Genomic DNA, 15,459 nt, shown 5'->3' with positions numbered 1-15,459 from the left:
ATAAACAAATATGAAAAAGGGGCTGTCTTTCGGGATGGCCCTTTTTGCTATTAGTAAAATCGTGATTATCTCAAAGCTGACTTAGCTTAAAACAATAAAATTTTCTTTTTTCCAGATTTTCAATGAGAATATCGCTACAATACAGCAGGAATACTCCTTCCCGGATAAGCATAAAGCACACTGACTGAATGAATTTCGTGAGGGCCAACCATTAATTTTCCACTACTTGAAACACTTATAGGTACATCCCACCATAACACTATATCTTTATCATCTGATTCTGTCAAATAAATACTTTCAATAATCCCTGTTTCTACATTGTATTTGCATCCCCAAAAGGTACGTATATGATGAGGTGTAACAGTAGTTATCGAACAAACTCCTCTTTCTTGAAACCCTTTTATGATAAACTCCGAAAACGCTTTTACGTTATTGGGATATTTCTCTTCAAAAAAAGAATGATCAAAAAAATGATCTATATTTGGAAATATTTCCGGAAAATACTTCGGAAAATACCAAATCATTCCTTTTAATTCCATATTTCCCTGATTAGGAAAATGAGAAGCAAACGTTTCAAAAACGGCCAATTGCCGGAAATTAGCATGCTCTCTACCCGGAGTAAAACCATTTGGAACCCCAACAGGAAGTACATTCCCATCGGCTATATAACGATCCTGCCACCATTGAATCATATTACTACTGGTAGCCGCCCAACAAAGCTTGGAGTCCTGAGAAAATCCTTCCTGCCCTCTCGACTTATTCTGATCATACCACCCTGTATCCAAACTAACGCCTTCGGCAAAAAGCGTTCCCGGTTCATGAGGAACATGAGTAAGCAAAGGAACTTCTACCAGAATTACCGCCGTTTCCCATTCCGTTACCTGAATTCTAAAATCAATAGCCTTTTTGATCGTTTTTACCGGTTTAATTTTTAATAAAAATCTCTTATTCCGTACCACACTTTCGGAATTTTCGATCGTGATTATTTTTGCTTTTCCAAGATTGGGGTCGTTTGGTGTAATATATATTTTGATCTGCTGGCTCTGATAAAAGTAGGCTATATTTTCAGGCGTATTTACCGCTGTCAATTTCGAACTGTAATCGGTCTTTCCCTGTGCTGGTAGTGCTGTAACAGTATTACTAAACAGAGCACCTTCCTGTATTTGTAATCCTTCCATTTCAATCCGGTAACTATTATTATAAACAGTACCCGCTGCTGCATTTTCTTCTACTTCTACATATAGTGCAGACGGTACTCTTTGCAACGACGCCTCAATTACAATCGGAGAAGCGTCTCCGGATAAAACTGGAAGCGCACTGGTACACATCGGAAAACCATCACTTATAAAATCTTCCGGACGACGTGTACTTTTCAATTGAAGTAATTCTGCTTCCGTTATCGGATCGTCAGAGAAAGTCATATTAGCCACTAAATAGGCTTTTAAACCCTCTCCTATTTCACTTTCCGGAATCGCAACGGTTATTTTTTCATTTTTAATTTCATGATGGCGTTCTTCCTGAACTAATTCTTCTCCGTTATTATGGAAAAGAAATAAACTATGCTGTTTTATAGCATTTTCCTGTTCTGTTGGATTGGCGTCTGAACTTTCGTTAAAATCACTCAGACTGATTTTAAATTCCAAAGACTTCATTCCGTTTGCCGGATCAGCAGTAAAAACATCTCGCTCTTCAGAACAGGAAACAGGCGTAAAAACAAAAAGAATTATAATTAGAAAACTTATTGTCGACTTAACCGACGATACAAAATACTTATTCATACTCATTTATATTAATATTTATCGTTAGTCTTTTGGAATTGTACGATTAAATTGAGGATACAGAACAATATTTTGGCACATCATAACTGATTATTACAAAGTTAATTTATACCACCTTAAATTCAGGTAAGCCTAACCGAGTCAATAACAACCTTTCAACAGACATTAATTTAAAACGGTTTACCCGCCTGTTTCTATCCTGTCTACTTTACATTCAAAACCTAACAATTATCATGTTTTATCCGCGAATAGGTTCATTATTTTGTAGAAATCTATTAGAACCATATGAATTACTGGAAAAAAGTAACCGCAGCAGAACGTCAGCTCCACATCCGGGAAGCGCTGGCAGAAAATGTTAACTTTTCAAAAGATGCCTCCTTAGGCTATCCCGCCTCCAAACTGGATGGCAAAGTCTTTTATGAAGAAGCTCCCTTTTTAAAAGAGGCTCCGATGCTACAATCGTTTGTAGCCAATCCAAACCATATTGGTTGTCATACATTTGGCACTTCCGAAAAGGCCTTTAAAGGCACGCAGGAAATCGAACGTGAAGTACTCAATATGATCGCAGTGGATATCTTCCATATGGAACCTGAAAACTTCGACGGTTATATCGCTCCCGGCGGTACCGAAGCCAATATACAGGCACTGTGGATTTACCGGAATTATTTTAGCAATACTTTCGGAGCACATCCTGATGAAATTGCAATCCTGGCTTCCGAAGACACCCACTATTCCATTCCGAAAGGAGCCAATCTGTTACTGATCGACTGGTTAAAAGTTCCGGTAGATTTTGGAAATCGTTCCATCACAGCAGAAACACTGGAAACAATATTGATCAAAGCCAAAGAAAATGGTAAAAAATACTTTATCGTAGTAGCCAATATGGGTACCACCATGTTTGGTTCGGTAGACAATCCCGACCTGTATACGTCTTTGCTTGAAAAACACCAGCTCGACTATAAATTACATGTCGATGCCGCCTATGGCGGTTTTGTTTATCCGTTTAGCAATGCTTCTTCGGTTCTTGATTTCCAGAATCCAAAAATCAGTTCCATTACCATTGATGCACATAAAATGCTACAGGCGCCTTATGGAACCGGTATTTTTATCTGTCGTAAAGGACTTATCGAAAACGTACTCACCAAAGAAGCCGAATATGTGGAAGGTCTTGATCTGACACTCTGTGGAAGTCGTTCCGGAGCAAATGCCGTAGCCGTATGGCTGATTCTGACAACCTATGGTGCACACGGATGGTTTGAAAAAGTTTCTGTTCTACAAATGCGTACCAACTGGTTATGTCAGCAACTCGATCTATTGAAAATCCCATATTTCAGGGAACCGTTTATGAATATCGCAACCGTTCAGGCTTCCTTTGTCCCGGAACAAGTTGCCGAACGCTTTAATCTGGTACCACAAAAACACGACGCAACCAACCAATGGTATAAAATTGTCGTAATGGATCATGTTGAAATCGAGCATCTGACCGCATTTGTCACCGCCTTACAAAATGTCGCCATCACATCCGAAACATCCGTTTAAATCAGGAACGAAACATTTTTAAATAACAAAGCGCAACTAAAAGTTGCGCTTTGTTAAATTGCGGAAGTTTAATAACAATCCGTCAGTATTTGATTATGGGATTGATAATAATGCAACTCCATACCATTATGCTCCTTACAAATTGTTTCCAATAAAGTCGTTACATTTTGCTGCATTGCCAATGATCCACAAATCATGATCACACCACCCGATTGTAGCGTTTCGGCAATAAAAACCGCATCCCGTGCCAGTAAATCCTTGACATATTGTTTTGCGCCTTCGCGTGAATAGGCAATATGCAATTGTTTTAATTTTTGTGAGGTCAAACAGGTTTCAATACCGTCCCGATATAAGGCAAACGAAGCTTCTCCCCTAAAACCGCAATACAAATAACAATTCGCCCCTTTATTTTCGTCCAGCATTCCTAAAAAGGGTGCAATACCGGTTCCGTTGGAAATCATAATCACGTTTTGGGCTTTTTTCGGAAAATAGAAATGCTCATTACCTACAATTCGGGCTTGTAGTGTATCGCCCGGTTTTAATGCATACAGATAAGACGACCCCAAACCTCCGGGATATAACTTGACACTCAACTGTACCATATGGTCCACTTTTCCAATCGAATATTGACGTTCCCGGTGATCGTCAGCCGGATAAATCGCTAATAAATCTCCGGACGTAAATGGTAACTTGCGTTGTGGTGCTATCTGAATCAGAAAGGCACCGTCGGTATGTGCCAGTTCGGTTTTCGAAACAACGGTAAACGCTTTTAATCCCTTTGGTTTTATCTGAAAATCAATCATCGATTCGGAAAAAGGAATTTCGACTTTTTGCGACCAAAGGTTCGCCCAGCGTTGGAAATCATCCGGAGATTTATCATTAACAGTATGAATATCCAGAAATGGTATTGTCCATGTTTGTTGCTCCAATATATTGTGAACCTCAAAAGCAAACTTACAGAAATCCGGATAGGATTTGGATCCGAAACCTAAAACCGAAAAGTGAACCGGTTGCTGTTGTGGCTGTTTTTCCAATAATGTACGGAATTTTGCCGCATTTGTCGGCGCATCACCCAAACCATAAGTAGCCGTTAACAGGATGAGGTGTTCTGCTTTCGGGAAAACTGTATATGCATTCAGTTCCGTAATAAAGGACTTCTCTCCTTGTTTTAGCAACTGTTCGTGAACGGCATTCGCAAAACGAAATGTTGTCCCGTTTTCCGATCCGACCAAAATAATAAAACGGCTTTCGTCGCTTTTAAATTTATTTCGAACACGATTTCCGCGTCTTTTAAATGTGATTGCAAAACCGGAATAAATAAAAAATAGAATATTCGCAGCAGCTATCGCCAGAACAATCGCCCAAACAGCACTCGAACGCCCGGTATGCAACGTCAGACTCAGATTGGACAAAAGTGTGGTTTGTGAATACGGTATTTCGCTTAGGATATCACCGGTTATCTGATTCACGACCAATTCCCGGTCTTTCAGTTTAAACGTATAATAATCTTCTACATCTTCGGAAAACGGAAATTCAATGGATTGTACTTCGGATAAAGGTAAATGCTGAAATACTTTAAAATCGGATAACTTTTGAGCCGGCTCCGAACGGATGGCATCAAAATCGATAGCGTGCGTTATCTTTTTTTCCGGTCCTAGCAATTCAAAGCGCACTAACGACAGATAGGTTCCGGTAATTGTAATGATCAAAATCGGAATTAATGCCAGTCGTCCCAATAATACATGGTAATACTGCGCGAAGTTTTCTTTAACGATCCGGGTAAAAAAACGTTTCAAACCACGTTGCCGCTGAATCACTAAAACCGTTCCGGTACTCGCGATCAGTAACAATAAAAAGGCGGTTATCCCTATAAAAACCCTTCCGGTTTCATGTAAAAAAAGCGAGCGGTGCAATGTGGTTACCCATCGAAAAAATTCATTTTCTTTAGGTACCGCTCCGAGTGATTTCCCTGTTTTCGGATCTACGTAAACCGTTGCGTCCTTACCATCGGCATCAATCACTTTGGCTATTACAAACTGGTTGGCATCAATCGTTACATCGGTAATTTCGTCGTATTCCTTTTTGAGTACCGGTAGCATTTCAGCCACCGTAATTTGGTTGAAGTCGGCTGCGCGATAGGGTTGTGTTTTTTGCAGAACGGGTTCAAAAGCAAGCACAATTCCCGTTACGGAAGCGAGGGCTATAAAGAGAAAAGAAGATACAGCCAACGCTAGATGGCTGTATCTCCATAATGAGATTGTCATATTTCCAATTGTTAATTCGGACTGATACGTACGTAACGGATATATCCCGTACCTTCATTTTTACCCGAAAGATTCTCGGTTGTTAACGGGAATTCGATGTCTTTTACACGGTATTCCTGGTTCTCTACCGCTGATTCGAATCGAAGGCTGTAACCTGCATTAATCTTCGCATTTTCTAATTCCAACACTGTAATGCTACGCTCACCACCCGAAACCGATGCTCCGGTAATAGCACTAAGATTAGCTGGTTTTTTAGTCTGGAATTTATGCCATTCTTTCAGGTCTTTGTACCATTTTTTATCATCGCCCATCACATAAAGTGTTTTTTCATAGGCTCCTTTCGGATCGATTAACGATACTACAATATAAGCACCTTCACCGGGATAATTTGTCATCTGAACCATACATTTGTATTTCGATGATCCGGTTTTCTGTGCCATTACTGTTACTCCCGAACAAAATGTCAACGCAAGGATAAGGGCTACTTTAAACAGTTTTTTCATATTCTTATTTTAAGAAATCTAGTGATACTTTATTTTTAGTCAATGTTTCGTTTTCAGAAGCCAGGTCATAGGCTGTTTCTTTAAACTCGGTCTGGATTGATTTTTTAGCGTCAAGATTGTTGATCAGGTGCTTTAAAATCGCATCGTCCTGCGCTACTAAAGCCGCTTTATGTAAAGCAGTCATTCCTTCTTTATTCTTAGCATTTACGTCCGATTTATAACTTTCGATAAGTTTGATCAACGACATATCATTTTTTGCAACTGCCATATGCAACAACGTATTTCCGTTTTTCTGAGGTGCTGCCACATTCAATCCGGTTTGCTCGATTGTTTTTAATTTGGCGCGGAACAACTCCTCTTTTTGCGGTGTATACGATTGCATTAAATAGGCTACTACATTATCGCCATTGGCATCCACAACTTTTACATCGGCCTCTTTACTTAACAACAAACGAACCACTTCCGGAGAATTGTAACGTGCCGCTAATAACAATGCGGTTGCTCCTTTTTTATTCGCCTGATTGATATTTTTAACCGAAGGTAGTAAAATATTTAGCACTTCAAGATCGCTGTTACTTGCCGCTGCGTTCATAAAAGCGGTTGTTCCTTCTTTGTCCGGTTGGTTTACATCTACACCTTTAGACAGGAAATATTTAATAATATCACCTTGTTTGTCTTTTCTTACGATGGCATGTAAAACGGTTTCTCCATTTTTCCCGGTAGCTGTCGGCTTGATTTTTAATTCTTCCAGATATTGGTAAACATCCAGCGTGTTGGCAGTACTACGTGTTCCCTGACTCGCAAAGATCATCGCGTTATCGTTAAACTTCACTCCTTTTTTTAACAAAGCTTTCAAGGTTTCAATATTTCCGGTTCTGGCGGCATAGTTAAAAGCCGTATTTCCATTGGCATCGGTACTTTTAAGATCCAATCCTTTATTCACAAAGTAGTTGATCAAAGAAAAGTCTTTATCATAAGCTGCGACTAATAAAAGTGCATTAGCTCCTTCGTGATCCACATCTTTTTTCAGACTGGCTCCGTTTTTAAGACATAAATCGTACACTTTGGTGTTTGCCTGACCATTTGCAGCAGCAAAGTTCAATGGGGTATACCCTTTGTCATCCTGTAAATCCGTTTTAGCACCTTTGCTTAATAAATACTCCATCAGATCGACATTTCCTTTATAAGCCGCCCAAAACAGGTAGGTTCTACCATCGTGTGTTAGCTTATTTACACCGTTACCCTCTTGCGATAATAAAAATTTGATGGCATCGTTAGAAACCCCTTCGGTTATGGCAAATACCACCGGATCAAAAGCATTACTGTTCAACTGTGAAGGATTTCCTCCTTTTTGAATTTCCGCTTTTATAGTGGTTATGTCGGGATTTTTTTTCCAGAAAGAGCGCTCTAAAAATACATTTTGTTGCGCGTGAAGCGTTACGGAAGCCAGTGTTATCGAAGCGATAAATAGCTGTTTGAAGTTTATAGTCATGATAATTTGGTTTTGAATGATACCGTTTTTACAGCAACTACTGCAAAATCACGGTCGGGCAAAATTAATAAGAATCATTCTAAATAAAAAGCTAAATTATCACAAAATATAGATGGTTGCTTTTATTTGTTTATCAAACATTTATTTATTTCCAACAATAAAATAGGCCAGACTTCCCAAAACCGGAAAAGCAAGTATCAGTATACACCAGATAATTTTCCTATCCGATTCCAATCTCGATTTGCTCAATCGAAACAAACTAAAGATGATAAATGCAGCCAAAAGCGGCATAATCATTTGTAAACATAAATCTAACAACATTTTCTTTATATTTTAAATAGCAATGTGCTACAAAAAGGAAAGTAACAAATATGAAGGAGTAAGTGTCCCTAAATTATTAATATTCATCTAAAGCACGTTTCAACACTCCTTGTCAAAACCTAAATTGCAGCCAAGTCTTATATAATTATTTAGCATTTTTAATTTGATACTCTGACCATGCCGCATCTAACCTAGCGGATACATCATCGTCACTTAAAAGAGGCTCTTTTGAAAATATCTTTTCTAAATCGTCTAAAGACTTCAGCATTATACACTCATCAGGTTTAATTTCGTCCGTAAACGATACATTGGCCGGGTCTAATCCCAGCTCTTTAAATTTTGCCAGTATCAATTCTTTTTTATAATTTTTCTCCTCTTGACTTAAACTTTTTGGCGTCGTTTCTGTATCATCGGAACCACACGAAACAAACAACAATATTCCTAAAAAAGGAATTCCCATTTTTTTTACAATAGTGACTAATCTCATAACTTCCCTTTTCTAACGTTTACCAGAAGTTCCGTAAACATTAAAAAACAATAGCATAAATGACTTTTTCTTACTGCTTTTCGAACGGAAATACAACATTAAAAACGATACAAACACAAAAACCGTAGCGCATTGAACATTTTCAATACGCTACGGTTTATATTTTTTAAGGATTCAGCTATCGGTATCACGAGAACAATACCAATCGTTCGTTGAATTATACTGGTTTATGATGCTTACAATTCACCAGTAATTTCACCATTTGATCAAATTTCTGACGGTATTCATCCGTAAACGCGCCTTCGTGATCGTATAACGCTTTACGCGCAACCGGAACACTAAAAGGTAACGTCCACGCCCGTAGTGATTTGGCCACGGCATCCATATTCGTAATACCGTTCATCGCATGACTTCCATCTGCCCAACAAACAAACCCGATCGTTTTATCCGTTAGATAGGGTGTCGTTTCTTTCGAACTGACTTCCAGCCAGTCAAGGCAATTTTTCATCACACCCGTCATTCCGCCGTGGTACAAAGGTGTCAACCAGATATGTATATCCGCATTGCGAAATACATGTGCCATCATCTCCACCGATTTGGGCACCGTATTCAGGGTTACGTCAAAAAGTGGAATTCCGGAATCCGGCAGATTAAAAACGGTAACATTTGCCCCGGTCGCTTCGAATTCGGTTTTAAAATAATCGGCAATTTTATGTGAGGTCGCATTGGATCTTCTTTCCAAAGCGCCGTTAAATACAAGTACATTCATAAATCACAGTAATTGGTTAATATTTCCGGATCACTTTGGGCAATCCCGGTTCGCCATATAGCAATGTGGCAACTTTACCGGCCAGAATAGTGCTTACGCAAATATAAAGTGCATCCGGTATATGTTCGCTGGCCTTAACAGCCACTTTTTTATCAAAATATAAAGACAAATCGGCATTTTCGACCGACTTTTCCCAGCTTTTTATCAGGTGTTCCTTTTCCGTCCCGTAGGCAATTGATGCGGCAAAAGGCTTTAATTTTGTTGTGATCAACATATAAACCCATTGTGGAATAATCGCATCAACAGAACAAACAACTGACACTGCTTTACCCGAATAGTCTTCCCAATTTACGGAATCCATCGCAGTTCTGAAACTTTTTTCTACAATGATCAATTCTTCATATAAGTAGGTTTTTATATCAAATGTTACAAAAGTCATCGTAGGACGATAGACTTCTAAATCCAGTCGTAAAATCCCGGAAGCCGTCACTTTATTTTCTATGGTCGCATCTTCTGTCATAATCCAAACGAATCCAATTGTACCTTATAAATAGCCTTAAATTACGAAGTTCGCGCTAATCCTGTAAAGATACAATCGCTGTTTATTATTTTTGATTCTGAAGCAAATGTAGTAAATTCGCCTAATAAACCAAATAATCACTTTGTTTGTTATGGAAATTAAATTACCGGAAAACGAAAGAGCCTTATGGATCTTAAAAACCAAAGGCCCGCTTTCTGTTATAACCCTGGCCAAAGAACTGAATGTGACCACCGAAGGTGCGCGTTTTAATATTTTAAAGCTCGCTTCCGAGGGATTGGTACTATCGGAAACGGTTTCCAAAGGACGCGGCCGACCGCAGCAAATCTGGTCGCTTACCGCTACCGGTAATTCCCGTTTCCCGGATACGCATGCCGATCTGACGGTAAAACTGATCCAGAAAACAAGGGAAATACTCGGCGAAAAAGCACTAGATGCCGTTATCGAAGCACATTCCGCAGAAATCCGGAACAGCTATCTAAACGCGGTATCGGGTATAGACGTACTTGAAAAACGCATTCAGATTCTAACCGAAATCCGCAACAACGAAGGTTATATGGCCGGCTATACCCAAGAGGACGATCATTTTTTAATATACGAAAACCACTGCCCGATTTGTGCTGCAGCTACGATATGTCAGGGTTTTTGCCGATCCGAATTAGAAACTTTTCAGGCTGTTTTAGGCGAAAAAACAACTGTAGAGCGCCTGGATCATATTGTTTCCGGTGCGACGCGTTGTACCTATAAAGTCAGTATCAAAAAGAATCGGTAACCAATTAATACCCTGTTTACATCCAAAATCTCATAAAAAAATAAATGTTGTATCTTTGCCGAAAATAGACACTGTATGACCACTTTCGAGCAATTTAATCTTCCCAAATCCTTACAAAAAGCTATAGACGAGATAGGATTAACTACGCCTACTCCAATCCAGGAGCGTTCTTTTCCGGTAATTATGTCGGGACGGGATATGATGGGAATTGCCCAAACCGGTACGGGTAAAACGTTTGCCTACCTGTTACCGATTTTAAAACAGTGGAAATTTACGCCAACACATACTCCAAAAGTAGTGATCATTGTACCAACAAGAGAATTGGTGGTTCAGGTGGCGGAAGAAGTTGAAAAACTATCCAAATACATGTCTGTCCGCGTATTGGGAGTATACGGAGGTGTAAACATCAACACTCAGAAAACTTCGGTTTACGAAGGTGTAGACATTTTAGTAGCCACACCGGGACGATTAATGGATCTTGCCTTAGATAATGTTGTTCGTTTTGACGAAATGCAAAAGCTGGTCATCGACGAGTTTGACGAAATCCTGAACCTAGGATTCCGTTTTCAGATCACGTCTATTTTATCGATGATGAAACCGAAACGTCAGAATATTTTATTCTCGGCGACCATGACGGATGAAGTAGATGAATTACTGGACGAATATTTCGATTTCCCGGAAGAAGTTTCCCTGGCACCATCCGGAACACCGTTGGAAAAAATACGTCAGATTGCATACCATGTACCGAATTTCCTAACCAAAGTAAATCTTTTAAAACATTTACTAACGGAAGACGATAGCCTGGAACGCATCTTGGTATTCGTAAATAACAAAAGAGTTGCCGATATCCTGATGGAACATTTGGACGAAGACTTTTCGGGTCAGTTTGGAGTAATCCATTCCAACAAATCCCAGAATTACCGTTTGAATACCATGGCCGAATTTCAGGAAGGAAATCTTCGCGGTATCGTAACCACCGATATTATGGCGCGTGGATTGGATATTTCGGATATTACTCACGTGATTAACATGCAATTTTCGGAAGTTCCGGAACAATATATCCACCGTATCGGACGTACCGGTCGTGCCGATAAAGAAGGTATTGCCATTAGCCTTATCGATCCGAAAGAAGAAGAATTCCAGGTTGAATCCGAATTACTAATGGAAAAAGAACTGGAAATCTTGGAAATTCCGGCATCGGTAACAATCGAAGAAAAAAGACTGGAGTTTGAAAAGGAAAAACAAAAAGTAAAATTCCTTTTAAAGAGAACCAAACTTGATGGTGGTGGTGCTTTCCACGATAAATCCGACAAAAATAAAAAAGTAAACCTTGGTGGTCCCGGCAAACGTAACCCGCGAAAAACAAAACCGCGTAACCGTGCTGTAGAAAAGAACAGAGCCGCCAAACGAAAAAAGAAATAATTGGTACCCGAAGTAATGTCGAAAACTAAAAACTAATTACTATTTTTGACAAACATTAAAATACAATGCAATTCAAACACCCTGAAATTCTGTATTTCCTCTTTCTATTGGTTATACCAATTCTGGTTCATTTATTTCAATTGCGTCGTTTTAAAAAAGAATACTTCACCAATGTTCGCTTCCTGAAAGAAGTTAGTATCCAAACCCGAAAGAGTTCCCAAATAAAAAAATGGTTATTGCTTTGTACGCGATTACTATTGTTAGCCTGTTTGATTCTGGCTTTTGCACAACCTTTTTTTAACGCAAAAGATTCCAAAAATACAGCCAACGAAATGGTAATCCTTTTGGACAATTCCTTTTCGATGCAGGCCAAAGGCAACCGCGGTGAATTGCTAAAAAGAGCCGTACAGGATCTTTTGGAAAACACTCCGGACAATCAACGGTTTTCATTACTAACCAATACCGAAGCGTTTTGGGATACCGATATCCGTTCGATTCAAAAAGAATTACAATCATTATCGTACAGCTCGGCTCCTTTCCGACTTGATTTTTTACGAAACAAAGTCGAAGCTAAAAAACACAATGTTCCAAAAGATATTGTGATCATTACCGATGCCGTACAAGCCGATAAAAACGCGGCGGTCATTCAGGAACAAAGTCCAGTCTATTGTATCATTCCAAAGGCCGAAAATAAAAACAATATCAGCATTGATAAGGTTTCGATCAACCAGCAATCCGACGATTTTTATGAGATCAAAGTAGCGTTAAGTGCTTATGGCGAATTGCAATCCGAAATTCCAATGGCGGTTTATAACGGAAAAAATCTGGTTGCCAAAACCGTAATTGCATTTGATACCCCGAAAAAAAATATCGTGTTCAATCTTCCAAAAAAAGATTTCCACGGTTATGTTTCTTTGGAAGACAACAGCCTAACCTACGACAATACCTATTATTTCAGCATTTCGAAACCGGAAAAATCCAATGTGATTGCCATTGGTGATGCCGACAAAAATGCATTTTTATCACGGATTTATACTCCGGATGAATTCCAATACAAAAATACCACTTTAAGCACACTCGATTATAATGCACTCGACAAACAAGACGCGATTATTATAAACGAATTAAAAGAAATTCCGCAGGCACTAACCACTACTTTAAAGGCTTTTTACGACAAAGGCGGTACTATTGTGGTAATCCCGGCTGCGGAAACATCGGTCCAAAATCTGACTTCATTTTCCGGGAATTTCGGAATTACCAAAATCGGTTCGTTACAAAATACACCGAAACAAATCACGAAAATAGCCTTTAACCATCCGCTATACCAAACCGTATTCGAAAAGAAAACCGACAATTTTCAATATCCGAAAGTCAATACAACCTTTACGATTGGCGGTAATCCGTCCGGTATTTTAAGTTACGACGATCAGACACCGTTTTTGAGCTCCGTAACCAATAAAATCGGAATACTATACCTGTTTGCCGCACCGATAAATAAAACAAACAGTAACTTCCAAAACTCCCCGTTAATTGTGCCTACTTTTTACAACATGGCACAAAATAATCAGAAAACCGGAATATCCGAATTTACAATCGGAGACAATCAAAGTCTGATATTGGACGTTATCTTATCGAAAGATGAAGTGGTAACGGTTCAAAACGAAAAATCGGATTTTATCCCAATGCAACAGATCCTAAACAACAAGATCAAACTGTCCTTTGGAGACTATCCGGAACAATCTGGAAATTATGCCATCGCGAAAGGAAATACGCTACTGAAAAACATCAGTTTTAATCATGCCCGTACCGAAAGCGATCTGAGCCTGCACAACGAAAACATTTACGATAAATATACTAAAACCGACTCCATTGCCACTGTTTACAACGATATCCATTCGACGCGAACAGCCAGTGAAGCCTGGAAGTATTTTATCATCGCAACACTACTATTTTTATTACTAGAACTACTGATCCAAAAATTCGTAAAATGAATGTAATTCTTAAAAACGCAACGATCATCGATACCGACAGTCCGTATCACAACCAAAAAACGGACCTGAAAATTATCGATGGTGCTATCCGTGCTATCGGATCGAACCTTTCGAATGAAGAAGGCGCCGCCGTTATCGAACTGGAGAATCTCCACGTTTCCCAAGGGTGGTTTGACAGCTCCGTATCGCTTGGCGAACCGGGTTATGAAGAAAGAGAAACGATTGCCAACGGACTGAATGTTGCCGCCAGAAGCGGTTTTACCGATATAGCGTTACAACCCAATTCCGCTCCTGTAGTGGACAATCAGACCGAAGTTAATTTTGTATTACACAAAGCCCGGGAAGCCGCCACACAATTACACCCGATTGGCGCACTGACCAAAAACAGCGAAGGAAAAGACCTGGCCGAATTATTCGACATGACCAATGCCGGTGCTGTGGCTTTTGGCGATTATAACAAAAGTCTGGACAACGCCAACCTGTTAAAAATCGGATTGCAATATGCTCAGGATTTTAACGGACTGATCATCGCTTATTGTCAGGATGAAAAAATAAAAGGAAACGGAGTCGTAAACGAAGGTATCGTGAGTACGCGTCTTGGATTAAAAGGAATTCCAACACTGGCCGAAGAAATCCACGTAGCCCGCAACCTTTTCTTATTGGAATACACCGGTGGAAAACTACATATCCCGACCGTATCTACGGCAAAATCCGTATCTTTAATACGCGAAGCCAAAGCAAAAGGTTTAAACGTGAGTTGTAGTATTGCAGTACACCATTTGGTGATGACCGACGAAAAATTAACCGGTTTTGACACCCGTTATAAAGTGACACCACCTTTGCGCGACGAAAAAGAAAGACAAGCCTTGATTGCCGGCGTTATTGATGGTACGATCGATATGATCACTTCCGATCACAATCCGTTGGATATCGAACATAAAAAAATGGAATTCGACAATGCCAAAAACGGAACTATTGGTCTGGAAAGTGCTTTCGGAGCGTTATTAGCCGTACTTCCAATCGACATCATCGTAGCCCGCTTAACCGCCGGAAAAGCACTATTCGGATTAAAAAAACAATCGATAAACGTCGATCACAAAGCGAGTCTGAGTTTATTTACAACCGAAGGAACATGGGAATTTACCAAAGCTCATATTCTTTCCAAATCTAAAAATTCCGCTTTTCTGGGACAACCGATGAAAGGGAAAGCTTATGGAATTTACAACCACGGAAAATTAATCCTAAACGAATAAAAGATGCAAAATACTGTAGAGCAAGGCAAAACAACCGCTATTATCAGCTATATCACTATTATCGGAACCATTATCGCTATTTTTATGAATATGGAAACCAAAAATCCATTTGCCGGTTTTCACATTCGTCAGGCATTTGGTACACACCTGGCTTTTTATGTCCTGGCTTATTTTGTAGGATATGCCGATAGCTGGATGGCTTCTTCTGCATTTTTTATCTTCTTTTTTGTTCTTTGGGCCTATGGAATCGTAGGTGCCTTCCAAAATGAAATGAAAGTCACTCCTATCCTGGGAAAATATTTCCAGGACTGGTTTAAAAATTTAGCATAA

Annotated in this window: 14 protein-coding genes; 6 read left to right on the top strand and 8 right to left on the bottom strand. The window is 39.5% G+C overall.

Translation table 11 applies throughout. The annotated features are described in order from the left end of the window. Nucleotides 1–134 precede the first annotated feature (134 nt). Nucleotides 135–1,778: a fimbrial protein gene (locus AAFN64_RS09575; protein ID WP_347760257.1), complete on the bottom strand. Its 1,644-nt coding sequence runs from the start codon at nt 1,776–1,778 to the stop codon at nt 135–137. A 285-nt stretch (nt 1,779–2,063) separates the two neighbouring features. Between AAFN64_RS09575 and AAFN64_RS09570 the strand changes: the two genes are divergently transcribed. Next, nucleotides 2,064–3,317, top strand: a complete 1,254-nt coding sequence (locus tag AAFN64_RS09570; RefSeq protein ID WP_347760256.1) for an aminotransferase class I/II-fold pyridoxal phosphate-dependent enzyme — start codon at nt 2,064–2,066, stop codon at nt 3,315–3,317. 68 nt (nt 3,318–3,385) lie between these two features. Here the strand turns inward: AAFN64_RS09570 and AAFN64_RS09565 are convergent, their stop codons facing one another. The 7 genes from AAFN64_RS09565 to AAFN64_RS09535 form a co-directional block, all read right to left on the bottom strand. Next, the gene (locus AAFN64_RS09565) at nt 3,386–5,581 is read right to left on the bottom strand and encodes a PepSY domain-containing protein (RefSeq protein ID WP_347760255.1); all 2,196 of its coding nucleotides are present in this window, start codon (nt 5,579–5,581) and stop codon (nt 3,386–3,388) included. Nucleotides 5,582–5,592: 11 nt separating this feature from the next. Further along, nucleotides 5,593–6,084, bottom strand: coding sequence for a DUF2271 domain-containing protein (locus AAFN64_RS09560; RefSeq protein ID WP_300485186.1), 492 nt, complete (start codon nt 6,082–6,084; stop codon nt 5,593–5,595). Nucleotides 6,085–6,088: 4 nt separating this feature from the next. Continuing rightward, nucleotides 6,089–7,576: an ankyrin repeat domain-containing protein gene (locus AAFN64_RS09555; protein WP_347760254.1), complete on the bottom strand. Its 1,488-nt coding sequence runs from the start codon at nt 7,574–7,576 to the stop codon at nt 6,089–6,091. Between the two features lie 141 nt (nt 7,577–7,717). Continuing rightward, nucleotides 7,718–7,897, bottom strand: coding sequence for a PLDc N-terminal domain-containing protein (locus AAFN64_RS09550; protein WP_347760253.1), 180 nt, complete (start codon nt 7,895–7,897; stop codon nt 7,718–7,720). Between the two features lie 145 nt (nt 7,898–8,042). Further along, on the bottom strand, nt 8,043–8,384 hold the full coding sequence (locus AAFN64_RS09545) for a hypothetical protein (protein ID WP_347760252.1): 342 nt from the start codon (nt 8,382–8,384) through the stop codon (nt 8,043–8,045). A gap of 217 nt (nt 8,385–8,601) precedes the next feature. Further along, the gene (locus AAFN64_RS09540) at nt 8,602–9,153 is read right to left on the bottom strand and encodes an NADPH-dependent FMN reductase (RefSeq protein ID WP_347760251.1); all 552 of its coding nucleotides are present in this window, start codon (nt 9,151–9,153) and stop codon (nt 8,602–8,604) included. 16 nt (nt 9,154–9,169) lie between these two features. Beyond that, nucleotides 9,170–9,673, bottom strand: coding sequence for a DUF2480 family protein (locus AAFN64_RS09535; RefSeq protein ID WP_347760250.1), 504 nt, complete (start codon nt 9,671–9,673; stop codon nt 9,170–9,172). A 151-nt stretch (nt 9,674–9,824) separates the two neighbouring features. Here AAFN64_RS09535 and AAFN64_RS09530 point away from each other — a divergent pair, with 151 nt between their 5' ends. The 5 genes from AAFN64_RS09530 (at nt 9,825) to AAFN64_RS09510 (ending at nt 15,459) form a co-directional block, all read left to right on the top strand. After that, nucleotides 9,825–10,463, top strand: a complete 639-nt coding sequence (locus tag AAFN64_RS09530; protein WP_347760249.1) for a metalloregulator ArsR/SmtB family transcription factor — start codon at nt 9,825–9,827, stop codon at nt 10,461–10,463. 75 nt (nt 10,464–10,538) lie between these two features. Beyond that, the gene (locus tag AAFN64_RS09525) at nt 10,539–11,885 is read left to right on the top strand and encodes a DEAD/DEAH box helicase (protein ID WP_300485194.1); all 1,347 of its coding nucleotides are present in this window, start codon (nt 10,539–10,541) and stop codon (nt 11,883–11,885) included. A gap of 65 nt (nt 11,886–11,950) precedes the next feature. Next, the gene (locus AAFN64_RS09520; protein ID WP_347760248.1) at nt 11,951–13,876 is read left to right on the top strand and encodes a BatA and WFA domain-containing protein; all 1,926 of its coding nucleotides are present in this window, start codon (nt 11,951–11,953) and stop codon (nt 13,874–13,876) included. Further along, complete coding sequence (locus AAFN64_RS09515; protein WP_347760247.1) at nt 13,873–15,129, top strand: dihydroorotase; 1,257 nt, start codon at nt 13,873–13,875, stop codon at nt 15,127–15,129. The genes AAFN64_RS09520 and AAFN64_RS09515 overlap by 4 nt, the downstream gene beginning before the upstream one ends. Before the next feature lie 3 nt (nt 15,130–15,132). Further along, the gene (locus AAFN64_RS09510) at nt 15,133–15,459 is read left to right on the top strand and encodes a hypothetical protein (protein ID WP_300485199.1); all 327 of its coding nucleotides are present in this window, start codon (nt 15,133–15,135) and stop codon (nt 15,457–15,459) included.

The organism is Flavobacterium sp. CAU 1735 (genome assembly GCF_039888695.1).
GTDB lineage: Bacteria > Bacteroidota > Bacteroidia > Flavobacteriales > Flavobacteriaceae > Flavobacterium.
This window is presented reverse-complemented; position numbering and strand designations above follow the sequence as displayed.

Bases quoted from the DNA above. Each gene is read 5' to 3' on its own strand.
- AAFN64_RS09515 (WP_347760247.1), top strand. From the start codon at position 13,873: ATGAATGTAATTCTTAAAAACGCAACGATCATCGATACCGACAGTCCG.
- AAFN64_RS09560 (WP_300485186.1), bottom strand. From the start codon at position 6,084: ATGAAAAAACTGTTTAAAGTAGCCCTTATCCTTGCGTTGACATTTTGT.
- AAFN64_RS09575 (WP_347760257.1), bottom strand. From the start codon at position 1,778: ATGAATAAGTATTTTGTATCGTCGGTTAAGTCGACAATAAGTTTTCTA.
- AAFN64_RS09530 (WP_347760249.1), top strand. From the start codon at position 9,825: ATGGAAATTAAATTACCGGAAAACGAAAGAGCCTTATGGATCTTAAAA.
- AAFN64_RS09540 (WP_347760251.1), bottom strand. From the start codon at position 9,153: ATGAATGTACTTGTATTTAACGGCGCTTTGGAAAGAAGATCCAATGCG.
- AAFN64_RS09525 (WP_300485194.1), top strand. From the start codon at position 10,539: ATGACCACTTTCGAGCAATTTAATCTTCCCAAATCCTTACAAAAAGCT.
- AAFN64_RS09550 (WP_347760253.1), bottom strand. From the start codon at position 7,897: ATGTTGTTAGATTTATGTTTACAAATGATTATGCCGCTTTTGGCTGCA.
- AAFN64_RS09510 (WP_300485199.1), top strand. From the start codon at position 15,133: ATGCAAAATACTGTAGAGCAAGGCAAAACAACCGCTATTATCAGCTAT.
- AAFN64_RS09565 (WP_347760255.1), bottom strand. From the start codon at position 5,581: ATGACAATCTCATTATGGAGATACAGCCATCTAGCGTTGGCTGTATCT.
- AAFN64_RS09520 (WP_347760248.1), top strand. From the start codon at position 11,951: ATGCAATTCAAACACCCTGAAATTCTGTATTTCCTCTTTCTATTGGTT.
- AAFN64_RS09555 (WP_347760254.1), bottom strand. From the start codon at position 7,576: ATGACTATAAACTTCAAACAGCTATTTATCGCTTCGATAACACTGGCT.
- AAFN64_RS09545 (WP_347760252.1), bottom strand. From the start codon at position 8,384: ATGAGATTAGTCACTATTGTAAAAAAAATGGGAATTCCTTTTTTAGGA.
- AAFN64_RS09570 (WP_347760256.1), top strand. From the start codon at position 2,064: ATGAATTACTGGAAAAAAGTAACCGCAGCAGAACGTCAGCTCCACATC.
- AAFN64_RS09535 (WP_347760250.1), bottom strand. From the start codon at position 9,673: ATGACAGAAGATGCGACCATAGAAAATAAAGTGACGGCTTCCGGGATT.